Origin of the sequence: Prosthecobacter fluviatilis (assembly GCF_042655725.1) — a bacterium.
GTDB lineage: Bacteria > Verrucomicrobiota > Verrucomicrobiia > Verrucomicrobiales > Verrucomicrobiaceae > Prosthecobacter > Prosthecobacter fluviatilis.
The window spans coordinates 436,679-455,222 of record NZ_JBHSMQ010000003.1 but is presented as its reverse complement, the minus strand read 5'-3'; the positions used below and the strand labels follow the sequence as shown (position 1 = coordinate 455,222).

The 18,544-nt window shown below is 60.3% G+C and carries 1 protein-coding gene; it reads left to right on the top strand.

What is annotated here, in order from left to right; genetic code table 11:
- Positions 1 to 341 precede the first annotated feature (341 nt).
- Positions 342 to 18,182: an autotransporter-associated beta strand repeat-containing protein gene (locus ACFQDI_RS10505; RefSeq protein ID WP_377166221.1), complete on the top strand. Its 17,841-nt coding sequence runs from the start codon at positions 342 to 344 to the stop codon at positions 18,180 to 18,182.
- The last annotated feature ends 362 nt before the right edge of the window (positions 18,183 to 18,544 follow it).

Sequence of the window (18,544 nt, the reverse complement as noted above, 5' to 3'; positions counted from 1 at the left end):
AGATAAATGCATGCTACTGCAGGTGCTAAGAATGTGTGCGGTGATTGAAGCCCGAGTGTCAGCGGGGCACCAACGTGAAAGCCCAATTCCTACGTCAGGAAAAGGTTAATTGTTCCCTGAATCACAACCACAAAGGGCCGTTGGCGTGTGGATGATGCCGGGCTGTTCCAATCTAAGCAGATCCTTCAGTTTCGTGTCTGGTGAAAGTGTAATGAGGGACACGGTCAAACCGCATTGATGTCCAAGCCGCGGCCCCAATAGGCAGAAATATTCGTTCAGTCAGAATGAGTGGCAAATCACGGAGCTGTGCCCGGCAGCGCCGCCCAACCTCGTCCCCACTCATGAAAGCCAAGCTACCACAAAATAACCGTCTCCACGGCATTTATTTCCGCTCCGGTGCCGGAGTGCTGAAAGCCAGGGCCGGGTGTTCTCTCATGGCGCTGCTGACCGGATTTTTGGTGCTATGTGTGATTCCGCATGTCAATGCGCAGACTCCCGGTTTCAATGGGCATTGGAAATTGAACGGCAACGGCAACTGGAGCACGGCTGCCAACTGGAACAATCTGGACGGTGGCACCGACTACCCAAGCGGCCAGGACGCTTTTGCCAACCTGAGCACCATCGACATTACGGCCAACCGCACGATCACGCTGGATGTGCCGGTGACTCTGGGTGAACTCAGCATTGGTGACACCACGGGCAACAACAGCTACACCATTCAGGGCGGCACGCTGACGTTTGATTCTTCCGGCGGCGTCTCGACACTGACCAAAACGGATGGTGGCAACAACGACACCATCTCCTCCGCCATCGTGCTCAACAACGAGCTCGACATCTACAATTACGACAGCTCCAACAGCCAGGGGCTGCTTCTCACCGGAGTGATATCTGGCGGCACTGCAGGCCAGGTCACCCTCAGGTTCAATGATTTCTCGCCGACCGGTGTGAATGGGTCTTTGAACTTCTTGTACCTCAGCAACGGGGGCAACACGTTTCAGGGGCAGCTGGTGGTGGAGTCCGGCCTGCTGCGCTATGAGTCGAACCCGCGTGCCGCCGGGGCACAGGGTGTGGGCAATGAGACCATCGCCACAGGGGGGGGGGGCATCGACCTGCGGGGCCTGGCCTTCAATTATCAGTCCGATGACACGGAAATTTTCATGATTGCCGGCCGGGGGCCCAATGGCCTCGGTGCTCTGCGGAACACGACGGGCACAGCTTTCCTTTCCCACCTTGTCGTCACGGATGATGCGGTGCTGGATTCTCAGGGGACGATGGTGCTGGAGCGGCGCCTCAACACGGCAGGCAATGCCGGCATAGCGTCCATCCTCGATTTTGGCGGCAAGAACCTCACCAAGATCGGTGCTGGTGATTTCATCGTCCGCGGTGCCGATGTGCTGAACGCAAACGGGGCGTCGCTCACCATCAATGAAGGGGAGATGCGCTTCGAGTCGCGCGGTTTGCTCAATGGGACAGGTGCTTCCACCGGCATCAATCTGGACGGCCTCACGGTGAACCTGGCCTACAACCGCAACCCCTATGACAACTTTGATCTGGCCAATGGCAGCCGCACCACCAATGACCTCTACGGCGTCAACATCTACCAGACGGCGCTTCAGGGCAATGCGGTGCTCGATGCGCGTTTTTCCGTGGGTTCCTACTGGGGTGCGAGTGTTGGGGGGACAGGCAGCCTGGCAGAGCAGACAAAGGAGACGCTGGTCTTTGACGGCATGACCTTCAATTTTAACAACGGTGTCTTCCAGCGTGAGGGAAACGGCGAGGTTGGCCGCACGTTTGACCACATCTTCACGAACGTCACCATCAACCTCGTGGGTGGCGGCATCGGCCCGGATGACCGTGGCAACGGCAACCTGTTTGACATCGGGGGTGGCTCCGCGAGCTACAACAGCACCACCGGTGTCTTCGACAATCCTGGAGTGGAGCAGTTTGACGGTGTCTTTGACAACACCAGCGCTGGCAATGCCGGCACCGGCTTCACTGTGCGCGGCTCTCGCGAGATGCGCGTCACCGGCAACAGTGTCAACTTCAACGGTGACATCCTCATCAAGCAGCCGACCGGCCGCTGGGTGAGCAACAGCTTTGACCGGAGCAACGGCGGCCAGGCTGCCTCTGTCATTTTCAACATGTCGCTCGCGGGCGCTGACGGCAGTTTCAGCCATGCGAACTCCATCACCATCACACGCTGGGGCTCGCTGGCGCTGCTGAACAATTCGGCCAGTCCGCTGTATGCCAGCGCGAACAATGACGACCGAATCAACGACTTCGGCTTCACCAACCTGCGCAACGGCAACCTCCTGCTGGAGACTGACGCCACCGTGACGAACCAGGAAAACTTTGGCAATGTGGTGGCTGACTTTGGCACCAACTTCCTTGTGCTGGACACCCGTGCCGGCGGCAGGTTTGACGGCGCGTTCCAGAGCTTCACCCGGAACAACGGCGGCGTGCTGAAAATCTACGATGCCAACCCGGCGCACACCTGGGGCACAGGGGCCGGGGACGACCGAATCGCTCTGGTAGATGCCACCGGCCTGAACACCGTGGGAGCTAATGCGCCTGGCACCACGTCCCAGCGCATCGTTGTGGGCCTCTTTGGTGGCGTCATGCCAAACCTCATCACCCCCGCCTTCGGTTCCAATACGCGTCCACTCTCATCCACCCAGGGCAGCTACATGTACAGCGGCATGGGCATGAACCTCATGACCTATGACAACGGCTACCTCCGCCCGCTGACGGCCGCCGAGTTTGACACCAGCATCAACCCGGTCTCCGGTACCAACTGGCTGGTGAACCGCTACATCGCCCCCGTCACCGGCGTGGAAAATTATGGCGACGCAAACAACTACGCCGGGCGCAATGTGACCGCGGACACCGCCATCAATTCCCTCACCATCAGCTTTGACGCAGTCGCCTCCTCCCAGGTCATCGGCACCTCCACCAAGGACTACATCATCATTGAGCAGGGGAAGACGCTGAAGATCAATTCCGGCGTCATCAACATCAACAGCTTCGTCCAGGCCGCCAATGCCAACATGGAGGGCGTCATCCGCGGCGGCTTTCTGGACATGAACGGCCAGTCCACGCTCATCAACTCCAACGCCGGATGGAACGACACCGACCGCGATTCGGGGAACTGGTACGAGTTCATTGTCGGAAACAGCTCCTACATCCGCTCCCACATCATCAACACCACCGACCTCGTCAAGACGGGGCGCAACACGCTCTACCTCGACACCTGGAACACCATCACCGGAAACATTTATCTCAGCGATCAGGGCGTGCTGGACGTGCGTCACGCCGGTGCTTTGGGCGCCGGGGGCGCAGGCCGTGAAGTCCTCGTCGGCGGAAACTCCGCGCTGCTTCTCGAGTACGGCACCAACATCACCGGCATCAATCTCCGGGCTACCAACACCTACCAGGGCTCCACCACCTTGCTGCGCGCGGAAGGGGCCACGCAGAGCACCTGGGGCGGGGACATCATACTGGACGTCGCGGATGCGGCAGGAAGCTCGGAATTCCAGTCCTATGCCGTGACTGCACGCAACAACGGCACGCTCTCGATCTACGGCAACATTTACACTGCCAACAATCAAAACTTCACCGACAGCGATCCTTACGCCGATCCGCCTGTGGTCACCTCAAACTTCGGTGAGGCTTACACGATCAACCTCTACGGGCAGTACCGGGACGTGGCCACTGGCAATCTTGGCACCGACCCCGCCAATGCCTCGATCACTTCCATTTTCCGCACGGGGGACTCTGAAACGCGGCTGGACGCCAATCACTCGCTGCGCTTTCAGATGACTGGGCATGACGAGGGCAATGTGAACGTCTTCCAGCAGTGGGACGCCACAGGCAGGCTTGATCTCAACCGTGGCTACTTCCGCATCCTGTATGATCCGAACGCCGCTGGCAACAACGGCACGGGTTTCCTCACGGATGGAGCGGACACCCTCATCCAGCTCAACGATTACTGGACACGCCTGGCCTTGGGCGCCGATGGCGCGGGGACCAACACCTATCACACCCATCTGATGCTCACGCGTGACGGACAGGTGATGAACTGGTCCAACCAGATTTATGTGTACAACAACAACCGCGACGGAACCATCAGCATAGGTGGTGAGAACCAGAGCGGCACTGTTTACATTGGCTCTTCAGACGGCGCGGCGAGCTACAGCATCTATTTTGAAAACCAGGGGGGGGACCGTGATCTGCGCTTTCTGCAGACACGGGGTGGCACGACGGTGGTCAACTCGCGCCTTTTTGACAACGGCACGAGTGTGAACTCCAGCGCTACGATCATCGGCCCAGGAACGGTGATCTTCAATGCCAACACTGCCGGTGCCTCCACCGTGGAACGCTGGAATTTCATGGGAGGGAGCGCCGTCTGGCAGGGGAATGCAGCGAGCGGCAGCCTGCTGGGCAATGACTACTTTGGCATTGCCGCAGCCCAGGCGATCTTCGGTGGCGGCTCGCTCACCTACATCGGCGACACTGTGGCCAGCCGCACGGAAAACCTCACTGGCAACTTCCGCATCCTCAACGGTGAGTCCGGCATCCATGTCATCTCCGGGGCCGGCTTCACAGCCACGCTCAATTTTGGTGCCGCTGCCGCCAGCTTCTCCAAGAGCCAGGGGGCCACGCTCAGCTTCATCGAAACCGGTGCCGGAACGGCGGCTGTCACGCTTCAGGCTTCAGGGCTCACGAATACGGGGCTCATGTCCTACGCCACCTATGGCAGCGCGCTGGGCGTCGTCACAGACTTTGCCAGCAATGGCGCTTCCGGAGCCATCAGCGCCTATGCCGGCTATGTCTCCGGTGCTGCGGAAAGTGACTTCACCGCAGGAAACACGGTGGATGTGAGCAGCGATGTTGCTTTCACTGGTGCCGCTGCTCCGGACAACCTGCGCTTCAATGCCCCTGCAAGCCTCACTCTGGACGGCCAAAGCATGACCTTGGGCGGCGGCGCCATCCTGATCTCCTCGCTTAACACAGGAGCGAACACCATCAGCGGTGGCACGCTCACGAGCGGCTTTGATGCGGACCTCAGTGGCAGCGGCACCAGCTACGACCTGATGATTCACAACTACGGCACCGGCACGCTGACCCTTGGTGCCACCATCACGGACAACGGAGGCACCCAGACAAACCTCGTCATGGGCGGCACCGGCACCACCATCCTGACGGCCGCCAACACCAACACCGGGGAAATCTACCTGAACAACGGTGTGCTGAGCATCTCCAGCGAGAGCAATCTGGGCGCGATCAATGGCAGCGTCGTCAAGCTTGTCCGTGTCAACAACGGCGGCAACGGCAATTCAGGCCTCACCTCGGCCTATTCCGCCAACACGAATGCCTCCATCATTTTCACCACGGCCAATGCGCCCATCACCGCTGCCGTCGGCACCTTCAATTCCAATACCACCGTCGTCACCGCCACGTCATTGATCAGCGGCGGTGTCGGCTACACCACCGGCATCTGGGCAAACTTGGATGACCCGAACAGAACAACGGAAAACCCGGCAGGTGTCTGGGCCATCCTCAACAGCGGCAATCTCCACTTTGACGGCGGTACCCTGGCAGTGACGCAGGATGTCACCCTGGACGGAGCGCGCACCTTGTTTCTGGGGGCCAACGGCGGCTTCCTGGATGTGGCGGCTGGAAAGACCCTCACCATCAACGGCTACATCACCAGCGAGTACAGTCAGATCAACTCCGCCAACGGCTACACCGCCAATCAGCTCGGCCTTGTGGATGATCCCGCCAGCAATGGCAATCCTGACATAGGCGACCTCACCATCAGGGGGGGCGGCACCGTTGTGCTGACAGGCGCACCGGACAACATCATCCGCTCCAACATGATGAACACCTATGGGGGGCTTACGTGGATCAGTGAGGGCACTTTGAAAATCGCAGGTGCTGGGACCTCCGCCACTTCTGCGCTGGGCACCAACCGTTCATGGATTGACGGTACCATCGTCGGTGCGAACGGCACACTGGAGTTTGCCACGACCTCCGACCCTTCCATTTATGAATGGATCACCTTTGGCGGGACCGGCTATGAAGGGCGCGGGGCGGTGCTGACCACGGGCACCGGCCGTGTGGTGCGTCTCAACGGCCAGATGCAGGTGGACAGCCCCACTCTCTTTAATCTTGCCTCCAACACCTATGGCTACGTCCGGCTTGGAGAGCAGGGCGGTGCACTCTATGGCAGCGGCGACATTCTGCGCACCGGAGCCAATGAGTTCTCCTTTTATGTCAACGCGCCTGACTGGACCGGGCGCTTTCTCAGCGGCAGCGGCACCAGCCGCGTCACCGGCGCCGGCAGCCTGCAGGGCATGCTGGGCATGGCGCTGGACCGCAACTCCTTCTTCCTCTACAGCGCCGGCAGCACTGGCATTGACGAGTTCCGCGACCGCCTGAACGACAACCTTGTGGTGACCAGCAATGGCTACACCCGCATGCGCATCGAAAACGGTGCCGGCGTGTTTTCAGGCCAGGAAAAAATCGGTGTCGTGAATGTGAACAGCGGTGTTTACGGCATTGAGTTTGCCCTGGGGGGAGACGTCATCAATGGCACCATCCGTCTGCAGGGAGACTATGCGGCCTGGCACTTCACGGACATCGTCCGCAGCCAGGGCTCCATCGTCATGGTCCGCAATTTTGACCCCGGCATGGACATCTCCTCAGGTGTCACCGATCTGACCAACCGCGCACTGGTGCTGGTGGACAATGCGCCCACTCTGAGCGGCACCGGAGACGGCACCAATGGCAACACCGCCATCATCGCCGGTTTCTTTGGCGGCACCCGTCCCGCCCTCCTGAACACGACCACGGGCATTGCGTGGGATGAAGACCGCACCTCGCGCTTTCTCATGACGTCGGTGCTCAGCACAGATCCCATCACCGGAGCTCCGGTGTACTACCTGCGCCCGCTGTCAGACGCACCCGGCTCCACCGACTACAAGATCATCAGTGACGCTGGTACCACGACGGCCTCCGCCGGACCTCTGGATCTCACGACGGCAGGCATCAGTGCCGATCAGAATGTGCGTTTTGTGGGCATCACCGACGATGCCATCGGCCACGGTTTCACCTCCCGCATCAATTCCATCCTTACGCTAGACACGGTGCTGGAGACCAACTCGGTGACCTTTGCCACAGACGCCACCGCCACCAATGTCAACGGGGCCGGCAACCAGGTGAATCTCCTCATGACCCAGGGGGGGACTTTGAAGATCAACTCCGGGGTTCTGATGTTTGCCAGCATGGGAACCATGGACCGTCTGGGGGCCGCTTTTAACGCGGACATCAACCTCGACATCAACAACTACATCATTGGTGGCAATCTCGATTTCAACGGCAAGGAGGCGATCATCTACGCCGGCAGCGAATGGGCGCATTACAACACCTCCGACCAGCTCAACGCCTACCGCAGCACGGACGGGGACAACACCACCGCCATCATCCGCAGCAGCATCTACAACACCGGAGGCAACGGGCTGACGAAAACCGGCGCCTCCAGCGTGACCCTGGAAGCGGCCAACTACTACACCGGCGACACCACCGTGACCTACGGGAACCTCTACGCCCGGCATGACCAGGCTCTGGGCCAGAGCACGCGGCTGAACATCACCGGCGGCGGCAATTTCATTCTGGGCTACAACTCCCGCATCACGGGGGTGGACGTCTATGTCGGCCAGATCTCTGGAAACAACCTCGTGATGTATGCGGAAGGTGACGGCGCGGAGTGGGGCGGCGACATCATCCTCGACAATGTGGACTCCACCGGCAGCGCAGGCGGCATCACCCGTAACTTTGTGGCACGCATTGAGGCGGCCAGCTCAAACACGGTCTTTCACATGAATGGCAACATCTATGGCGGAGACACCGCCGTGATGAGCGGTGCCCAGGCCACCTCACGGGTTTTCACCACCTACACAGGAGCCTCCCTTTCCACACTGGACTTCATGGGGCAGATCCGGGACAAGGCCAATGGCGCCATCAACCTCAGTGCCGGAGACACGCTGAATGACGCACTGCGCATGGAGGTGGCGGCCACGACGGACACGGCCAATGTGCACCTCTACCAGCAGTATGATGCCGCGGGCCGCATCAGCATCGTGCGCGGTGTGCTGCGCTACATGGGTGCCGGCAATTTTTACACCGACGCCGCCGCACTGGCCCAGGATCCGAACAGCGACCTCTCCGGCTTCCAGATGGGCGGACGCTCGCTGATTGACAGCAATGTCGGCATCGGAGCGGCTGATGTGTCCTTCTTTCTGCACAACAGCGGCACCACCTTCAACCTGTCCAGCTGGAATGTGGGGGTGGACACCAGCGATCCTGACAACAGTCTGGGGAACAGCAACTACGGTTTTGGCAACACCACTGGAAACACCAGCCTCGGCGGTGAAAACATCAGCGGCACCATCACCTTTGGCACGGGCACTGGCAGCATCCGATTTACCCAGGCGGACACGCTCTATGACCGCAATCTGAACCTCTATGCGGCACGCGGCGGCACCGTGGACATGAGGGTCAACTTCCTGGATGGCGGAGATCTGGTGAACTCCTCCATCACCAAAGTGGGCGCGGGCACCGTGCGGCTGCTCGGCTCCAGCGCCGGAGACAGCACGGTCGAGGCGCTCAAGATGCTCGGCGGAACACTCATGCTCACCGGGTATGAGGTGAACGCCGGCCGCCGTGTCGGCAATGGCGCTGCGCTCACCCTCAGCGGCGGCTATCTGATCGTGGACGCCACCCTGGGAGTGGCACAGGAAGATTTCAGCAACCTGACGCTCAACTCCGGAGGCTCGCGTCTGGCTGTGATTGGCAGCGCCACTGTGAACATCAATTCTGGCATCACGCTCAATCCCGCTTCAGGGGTCACGATGGCTTTCATCGAAAGCAGCGGCGGTGTCATCAATATCTCAGCCCCCGGGCTCACCACCACAGATGGTGCGCGCTTTGGCTACTGGGCTGTGTATGGCAATGCACTCGGCCAGGTCACGGACTGGGCGGCACGCGAGGGGACTTCCGGTGTGAAGGCTTTCACGGCATATGACGTCAATGATTTTACCAGTGGCAAAAACACGGAGGTCACTGTTTCAAACACCTTCTCCGGTCCCGCCGTCACCAATTCCGTCAAATTTGCCACGAACGCCTACCTGGACCTGGGCGGCAGCTCGCTCACCGTTGAAAATGGCGGCATTCTCGTCAGCTCCAGCGTCGGCGGAGCGGTGGACATTTTCAACGGCACCCTCACCCGCAATGGTGCCGGGGACATCCTGCTCTACAACTACGGCGCAGCCATCACCACCATCTCCGCGGCCATCACCAACAGCGGCGGCGGCATGGTGAACCTGGTGACCAGCGGCACCGGGACCACAGTGCTCAACGCTACCAACACGTACACGGGAGACACCTACATCAACGGTGGCACCCTGCAGATATCCAGTGAGTCGGCTCTGGGGAGCATCAGCGGCTCCGTTGTGCGGCTCGTGCGTGAGTATAACGGCACCAACACGGGAGTGAACCAGAGCAATGCCTCGCTCTATTTCCTCGGTGGCGGCTCCGGCTCCGGTGCTGCTGGGAAATACTCCTCCAACAGCGGCCAGAACGTGACAAGCACCACGCTGACCAGCGGCGGCTCCGGCTATACCAGCGGCATCTACGTCAGCACCAATGCCGCCGGCACCAACAATGCCGGCATCTGGGCCATCCTGGACAGTGGCAATCTCCACATCGACGGAGGCACGCTGGCGACCACGGACGACATCAACCTGAACGGGGCACGCACTGTTTTCATCGGGGCCAGCGGTGCCACATTCAATGTGGCCGCAGGCACGGCGCTCACGGTCAACGGCTACATCGTAAGCGACGTCACGGACCTCCCCGCCGGAGACGCCCCCATCGATCTCACCCGGCCCTTGATCGGTGGCCTGGCGGTCGAAGGTGGCGGCACTTTGGTGCTGAGCGGCGCGCCAGACAACACTCTGCGCGAAAACATGTACAATGGGTACAATTCGCTCACCCTGATCAACAACGGCACCATCAAGATCAACGGGCTCGCCTCGTCCGCCTCCAACGCTCTGGGGACCTATAGCGGCTGGGCGGACAGCACCTACATCGGCCCCAACGGGACTTTGCTGATGAACGTGACCAATGCGGACGTCGGCCTGTATGAATGGCTCACGCTGGATGGGCAGGGCTACCAGGGAGGCGGGACTTTCCAGACCGTCACTGGCAACACCGGCACCACCCGCGCCTATTATCTGCGCGGGCAGATCCATGTGCTCAGCGACGCGGTCTTCAACCTGCGCAACGGCAGCAACATCTACCTGAACAATGGCGGCGGCGAGACCTATGGCTCCGCCAACATCATCAAGATCGGCCAGGGTGATTTCCGGTTTTATTCCAACGAGTCCAACTTCACCGGCAGCTTTATCAACGCCTCCGGCAGCGCCCGTGTGTATGACGCCGGCCGCATCATGAGCATGGCCAGCATGGTTCTGGAGCGTAACAGCTTCTTTGGCCTGAACAACGACAGCACCTCCGCCGACGAAACCCGCAGCCGCCTGGGCGACGACATGCCGGTGTATACCAACGGCTATGTGCGCATGCGCTTTGAAGGCCCCGCTGGCGTTTTCTCAGGGATCGAAAAAGTGGGGACTGCCAATGTGCTGGGCGGGCAGCTCGGCATCGAGTTCGACATGGGGGCCACCCTCGCTGGCGGCGCACCCGTGCTCAAAGGCGAGTACCTCGGCTGGCACTTCACGGAGATCGTGCGCAATCCGGGAACCAGCGTGCACCTGCGGCTGCTGGACCCGGGCACCTCGTTTGCGGACAAAAACTTCAATCCCGCCGTGCCCTCGAATTCAAACGGAAACATCGCGGCGGTGCAGGTGGATGTGCTGCCCACCCTCATCGGCAGCGGAGACGGTACCAATGGCAATGCCGCAGTGGCCGTCGGCTTCTTTGGAGGGGTGCGTCCAAACTGGTACAACGTGGCGGGGACAGGCAGCCTCTTCAATGAGGACTACATCGCCAACCGGCTGGTGACGGTGGACACCAACAGTGCGGGCGACCACTTCCTGCGTCCGCTGCTGGATTCTGAATACAAGGTCGTGGGCAGCCCTGACGACGCGCAGACGACCTCCATCAGGCTGGAGGATCAGGGCATCAGTGCGGACCAAAACCTCAAGATTGTCGGCGTCACCAGCGACTCTCTCGGAGGCAGTGAATTTACCAGCCGTCAGAACTCGCTGCTCACGCTGGGATCAGTCGCAGCCGACTGTTCACTGCCCAGCGGCATTAACATGATCATCAACTCCCTGACGTTTGCTTCGGAGTCATTCGGGGCCGGAACCAACGGCAACGGGAACTGGACCGCCCTGATCATCGCAGACGGCGCCACTCTCCGGATCAATTCCGGCATGATCCAGATGTACAACACCGGTGTGCAGAACATGCAGGGAGCCGCCTACAATTCGGGCCTCAACATGGACATCCGCAGCTCCCTCAACGGCGGCTACACAGACTTCAACGGCATGGATGCGCAGTTCAACATCGGCAGCCTCTGGGTGCATTACAACACCACGGACGCCATCAACGCCTACAAGGCCACGGACTTCGACAACAACTACTTCTCCATGAACTCCAGCATCATCAATGCCACGGGACTGGTGAAGTCTGGAGGCTCCTCCCTGTTCCTGAACGCCGTCAACTACTACACAGGGCTCACCACGGTGAGCTACGGCAACCTGTATGCGCGGCATGACCGGGCGCTTGGGGCCAGCCCGCAGTTGCAGATCACCGGGTACGGGAATTTCGTGCTCGGGCTTGGCTCGCGCATCTCCGGTGTGAATCTCTACATCGGTGCCATCAGCGGTGTGAACAACGCGCTCCAAATCGAGAACAACTCCGTCTGGGCCGGCGATATCATCATCGACAATGTGGACTCCGGCGGTGCCACGGCCTATGCGCGCAGTTTCCTGCCACGCATTTTCAGCAACACCACCGGCCTTGCCAGCATTGACGGAAACATTTACGGCGGCTCCACGGCCATTGGTTCCGGAGCGCGCACGGACTCCCGCATCTTCAGCACCTACACCGGCGCCCTGGGCCTGCTCTACCTCAACGGCGTGGTGCAGGACAACGCGGCGGGCGCTTTCACCGGGCCGATCGACATCTACAGCCAGTCTCAGGTGCTGCGCATGGAAGTGACTGCCAACAACGACGAATCGGCGGTGCAGATCGGCCAGCAGTACAACGCGGCAGGCCGCATCAACATCAACCGTGGCACGCTCTACTACTCCGGGAACGGAGATTTCTACACTGCGGCAGCGGCCGCTACGGTGAACTCCGCTCCGTTGAATCCGATGATCGGCCTGCAGATGGGCGGCCGGTCGCTGACTTCCGACAATGGCCGCGGTGCCGCGAATCTGGCTTTCTTCCTGCTCAATGCGGGCTCAAACTTCAACCTCAGTTCCTGGCAGGTGGGTGTGGACACCAACGACCCGTACAACCTCGCGGGGAACTACGTGTACGGAGAAGGCAACACCACGGGCAACACGACTCTGGGCGGTGTGAACACCACGGGCACTGTCACCTTTGGCACAGGTGAGGGCAGCGTCATTTTCACGCAGGCCAACGCCGCCTACACCCGGGATCTGGGCCTCTTTGCGGCCAAGGGGGGCACGGTAGATCTCAAGGTGAACTTTGTGGACAGCGGCAATCTCGTGACCTCCTCCATCACCAAGCAGGGGGGCGGGCGGGTCAACCTGCTGGGGTCCACGGCCGGAGACAGCACCGTGGAAGGCGTGAACGTCATGGGCGGCATCCTTGCGCTGGCAGGGTATGACATGAACCTGAACCGTCGCGTGGGCAATGGGGCGCTGCTCACTCTGGCAGGGGGCACGCTGGTGATGGATGGCACAGGGGCTTCCTTCACAGAAAATTTTGGCAGCCTCAAGCTCAACCAGGGCGGCAACGGCATTGCTGCCGCAGGCGATGGCGTTGCAAATTTCGGCACCATCAGCATCGCGGGTACGTCCATCAACCGTGCTGCGGCATCCACCATCCACTTCCAGTCCATCGCCGGTGGCATTATCAACTTTTCCAATGCCGCCATGAAGGGCAAAGCGCGGATTGGCTCTTTCGCCACCTATGGGGCGAACGCAGCCGCCTCGGGCTACGCCACGGACTGGGCCGCCACGGACGCGGCGGGAAATGTCATCGCCTACACGGGCTACTCCACCGACAGCTTCGGTGCCGGTTTGCAGACGGATGTGCTGACCGCCGGCCTCACGGCTGCTGCCACAAATTCAATCCGCTTCAATGACGCTGCTGGCACGATCACTGGTGGCAACCTTATCCTCAATGACGGAGGGCTGCTTTTCACCAGCAACTACACCACGGGCACCCCCATCGCTGCGGGCGTGGGGGTTACCACGGGCGGTAGCGGTATTGATTTGCTGATCCACAACTATGCCTCCGGAGTGGTCCATTTTGACGGCAGCATCACAGGTGCGCAGAATGTTGTGTTCACCGGCACCGGAGAAATTGCGTTCACCTTGCCCAGCAGCGTCAGCAGCATCGTGGTCAGCAGCACGATGACCACGACCACCACCACCTCAGCTCCAATCACCAACCCATACACTGTCAAAGTGAGCAGCACGGCCGGACTCAGCGTGGGAATGGACGTGAGCGGGATGAACATCCCGGCCGGCACCAAGATTCGCAGCATTGTGGATGGCACGACCATCACACTTACCCGGCTGGTGACCGGCTCGGGCACCTTCGATCTGACCTATTCCTCGACGACTTACACACCTGCCAATACATACACCGGGGCCACGCACATCACAGGTTCGGCCGTCGTTTCATTCAATAATGTCGGAGCCTTTGGCGCCACCTCCGGATTCTTCCTCAACGGCGGCACGCTGAACTACTCCGAGATCGGCGCCACCAGCGCCGCGATCACGCAGAACATCACGCTCGGCGGCAACAACGGCATTCTGAGTGTTTCGGATGCGGGCAGTGTCCTTGTCATCCGCGGTGCGGTGAACCAGATCTCGTCTGAGGCAAGCAACATCATCGCCGCCTACGGCACGAACAATCCCAACGCCGGCGGTCTGCAGATCGTGGGTTCCGGCACGGTGCAGTTCGGTGACCGCAGCGGATTTACCAACAGCACCACGGAGGATCTTCTCGGCTTGGTCAACAACTACACCGGCCTGACCATTCTCGGGGACGGAGTCAACGCATTGCGCGTTGATATCCAGGGCAAGGGTAACAACAACGCGCAGTACGCTCCGTTCGGCACCACCCAGTCCTGGGCGGACGGCACCATCATCAAGAACAACGTGACGGTGGAGTTTTCCATGGTTCGGGATGCCAACCGCACCGGGCAGCTTCGCTTCCGGGAGTGGTTCCAGATCGGTGAAAAAGCGGGCGATCAAATTCTCTTTGATGGCAGCACCCAGCGCCAGCCGACATTCGACGGCATCCTCAACATCATCGGTGATCTGACCTTCCAGACCCAGGGCAACCGCTACGGTGACGCTGGCAGCACAGGCAACTCCGAATTTCTCATCAATCCCAATGAAGGCGGCATCATGGGCACAGGAAACATCATCAAGCTCGGCGATGGCAACCTGCGCTTCTACACGCCCATGCATGAGTGGACGGGAGACCTCGACATCCAGGACGGCTTTGTCGGCCTGCAGATGAACTCCGGCGCCATCTTCAACCCGAACGGCAAGATCTATTTTGGCGACCCGACATCCGGGCAGACATCTGCGATCCAGATGCGCATCGAAAACCGCTACTATGGCAACAACAACATCGGCATTGATGCGCCAAACATGGACCTGACCGTCAACCGCGACATCGTCGTGCGTGACAACATCCGGCAGCTGGTCAGCATTGCCGCAGGCTATCTGCCCACCAGCGGCACGATTCATTTCACTAATCAGATCAATGTGGGCAGCGGGTCGTCCAGCTATGTCCGCTTCTATTACGAAGATGGCACCAACACCCCCACCTCGCCCTACCGCACACAGCTGGACCCGGATCTGGTCGGCCACGTGCAGGAAACGGTTTTCGACATCTCCGGCAGCATCATTGGCAGCAACCGGGTCGTCATAGATGCAAACAACTACGGCGTATATCCCGCAGGCGCACCCATTGGCGACGGCGCTCTCTTCATCCTGCTGCTGAACGGCGACAATTCGGGCTACAGCGGCATCTTCAGCATCGGCAACGACAGCTCAGGCACACACACGCCAGGCCGCGACTCCATCCTGCGGATCGGCAGCTCCACGGCTCTGGGAACCGCCGGCCAGATTGACTTCCGCAACGGCGGCACCTTCCAGATCGGGGGCAACAGCATGACCTTCACGCAAAATTTCCTGTTCTACGGCGGTGCGGGCATGGTCACGACAGCAGGCATTGAAAACGCCTCCGGCACAGCGGCGGCGATCACCTTCGATTCAGGCACGCAAACGGGGACGAACTTTCAGGACATCGGCGTCGGACTGCGAGACGGCGTCGCACCCGGGCTCTTCGGCGGCGGTGCTTCGGCGCTCTCTGTGGTGAAAATCGGCGCGGGTGGAACCGTCTTTGGAGCCAGCACGGGAGGAGGCGACGTGATCGACTCCTTCAGCAGCTACACCGGCACCACGCAGATTTTGGAAGGCACCCTGTTCGCAGGGACGAACAACTCCTTCTCACCTTACTCACGCTTCATTGTCAGCAGCGGGGCGACTCTCAGTCCTTACTGGGATTATGCGGGCACCGGCTTTTTGGTGACCATCGGCTCGCTCTCAGGCGTGGATGGCTCCGTGACAAACATCGACCAGTCCACGCTCAACATCGGCTGGGACAATACCACGGATGCAGATTTTGCCGGTGCCATCATCGGGTATGGCAATCTGAACAAAGTCGGCAGCGGTGCCCAGACCCTCTCAGGGGTGAACACTTTTTCCGGCAATGTGGGGGTGATACAGGGAACCCTCATTGGCACCAATAACACCGCATTTGGAGACGCCTACAACGCCATCAACCTCGGGGGCCTTCCCATCATCGGCGGCACTCCGCTGCTGGATGCCAAGGTGGAGCTGCTGCTGGCCGGCAACGCCACGGACGTGGTGAACCCCGTCTCCATGAATTACTTCAGCGGCAATGACGAGGGCATCACGGTGATCGGCACCCGCGAAACCAGCGGCAGCTACGGCTTTGGCCTGGGAGGGACGGTGTCCCTGTATCAGGATCAGCGTACGGACGATTCGTATAATCTCATCCCGAACTCGGGAACCAATGTGTTCTTTGAAGCGCGCGGAGCATCTGTCTTCAAGTTCGGAGACCGTGTGCAGAACGGAGGTTCCGACCCAGTGACCAATCTGGTCAAGATCGGGACCGGCACGGTGGAGCTGCGCGCTTCAAACAGCTACGGCCGCATCGGCTCAGCTGGGGCTGCGATCAATGGCGGCACCGTGATCCGCCACGGCACCATCAGCATCTTTGACGGCTATGCGCTGTCTTCCACGGTCGTTGAAATGGGGGACACACGGCATGAACTGGCCGGAGCCTATCTGGCCACGACCTCCTCTCTCATCACGAGAACCAGCGGCAGCTACGATGCAGCAGGCAACGGTGCGGGCGGCCCTGGCAAAGGTGCCTTCCTCAATGTGAATGCCACCGTGGACGGGGTGGCGATCACGGCCGCTGACATTGGCAAACGCATTCTGGTCAAAGACGAAAGCGCGCATCCTGAATACAACGGTGTGTATCAGGTCGTCAGCGTGGACGCTTCCTGCGGTCAGATGAATCTCGTCCGCGTATCCGACTTTGATGAGGCCGGTGAAATGCTCTACGGCAGCAGCATCGCCGTCAGCCATGGCACGACGCAGGCGGGGCTTCAGTTCTTCCAGGCCTCCACGGATGTGGCCAGTGTGAACACCGCCAGGACAGATCCGGTGCACTGGCTGCAGGATGTTCCCAACGCCGACGTGTCCCTGGTGGCCGCCAACGGTGGGATGACGATCTACAATGACATTGACATCAATGACACCAACGGCAGCGGCAAGACCACCCTTGGCGGCACCTTCACCAGCGACACCACCTACTTCTACGGCAACGTGACGCTGCAGCATTCCAGCCTGCCCGGGGTGGACAATGTCCGCGAACTGATCCTCCTCTCTTCTTCGAACGATGACACGCTTGTGACAGGGGAAAAGGGCGTGGTGTTTTCCGGGGTCATCTCCGAGGCCCAGTCCGGAGACACGCTAAGCGTGAACAAGCAGGGTTCCGGCACGGTGACCTTCACCAATGACAACACCTACACGGGCAAGACCACTGTCAGCGAGGGCACCCTGGCGCTGGCCGGTGGTGGCGCGGTGTCCGGCACCCGCTGGATCGAGGTCAACAACGGCGGCACCTTTGATTTTTCCGCCAGCACCGCAGGCGACTTCACCTTTGACGGCACCTTCAACGGCTCCGGCACCGTGGAGACGGGTTCGGGAGACCTCATCATCGGCACCAGTGGTGGTGCCGGAGTCCTCCGCCCTGGCATGTCTTCAGACCCCTTCAGCATCGGCACCGCCGGCGACGGCATCGGCGCTTTGACTGTGAACGGCAATGTCGTGCTCACAGGAAGCGCGACGGGTGTGGATCGCCTGGTTCTTCAAATGGGCGGCTCAAATGGCGCCGACTACAACGACGCGGCCAACATAACCATGCAAATGGGGGCGGGGAATCTGACCGCTTATCTCAACTCACAGGGCAGCTTCTATGACACTCAGACCGGCGGCAATCATGACCGCCTTGTGGTCAACGGTTCGTTCACGCTGAACAGCGGCGGTCACATCACGTTCAGCCGGGGCAGCACCGACTACCAGCCCGTGGTGGGAGATGTGTTCAATTTGATCGACTGGTCCTCGGTCACGGCGAATGGGTTCAGTGCCGGAGGCACCACCCGTGGTGGCGGACTTCTGGGAGATCTGGCGCTCCCTGACCTGAGCCTTTCCGGGCTGTACTATGACACGACCCTTTTTGCGAGCTATGGCATTGTGGTGGTGGTGCCGGAGCCCGGGCGCATGGCTTTGCTGCTGTTCGGCCTGGCGGCTTTGCTCTGTGGCCGCCGGCGCAGCCGTCGTTGATCGTTGGGTGCATTGGGCAGACGGGTTGTTGAGTCTGCGGTTGATGATCCTGCGGGCGCATGAAAACCATGCGCCCGCAGGTGTGTCAGCCTCAGGTGGAGGCAGGAATTTTGCAGCGCCAGCGCATGCATGGTTGTTACTTGGTAAAATTAGGGCAGCCTCTCTGACAGCAGGACTTTTTTAAATCCTGATCTTTTTCGGTGGGTTTCCTCCGGAAGCTCCGGCTTGCAGATTTCACCGCGCGAAGCGCTGCGTCGGTGTAAAATCAGAGCCTGCCAAGGCTGGAAACGCGTGGGTAAGCAAAAGCTGTATTTCAATTTGAAATGAAGCTTTGAGGGGTTGCACGCGAGCGTCGCACACCT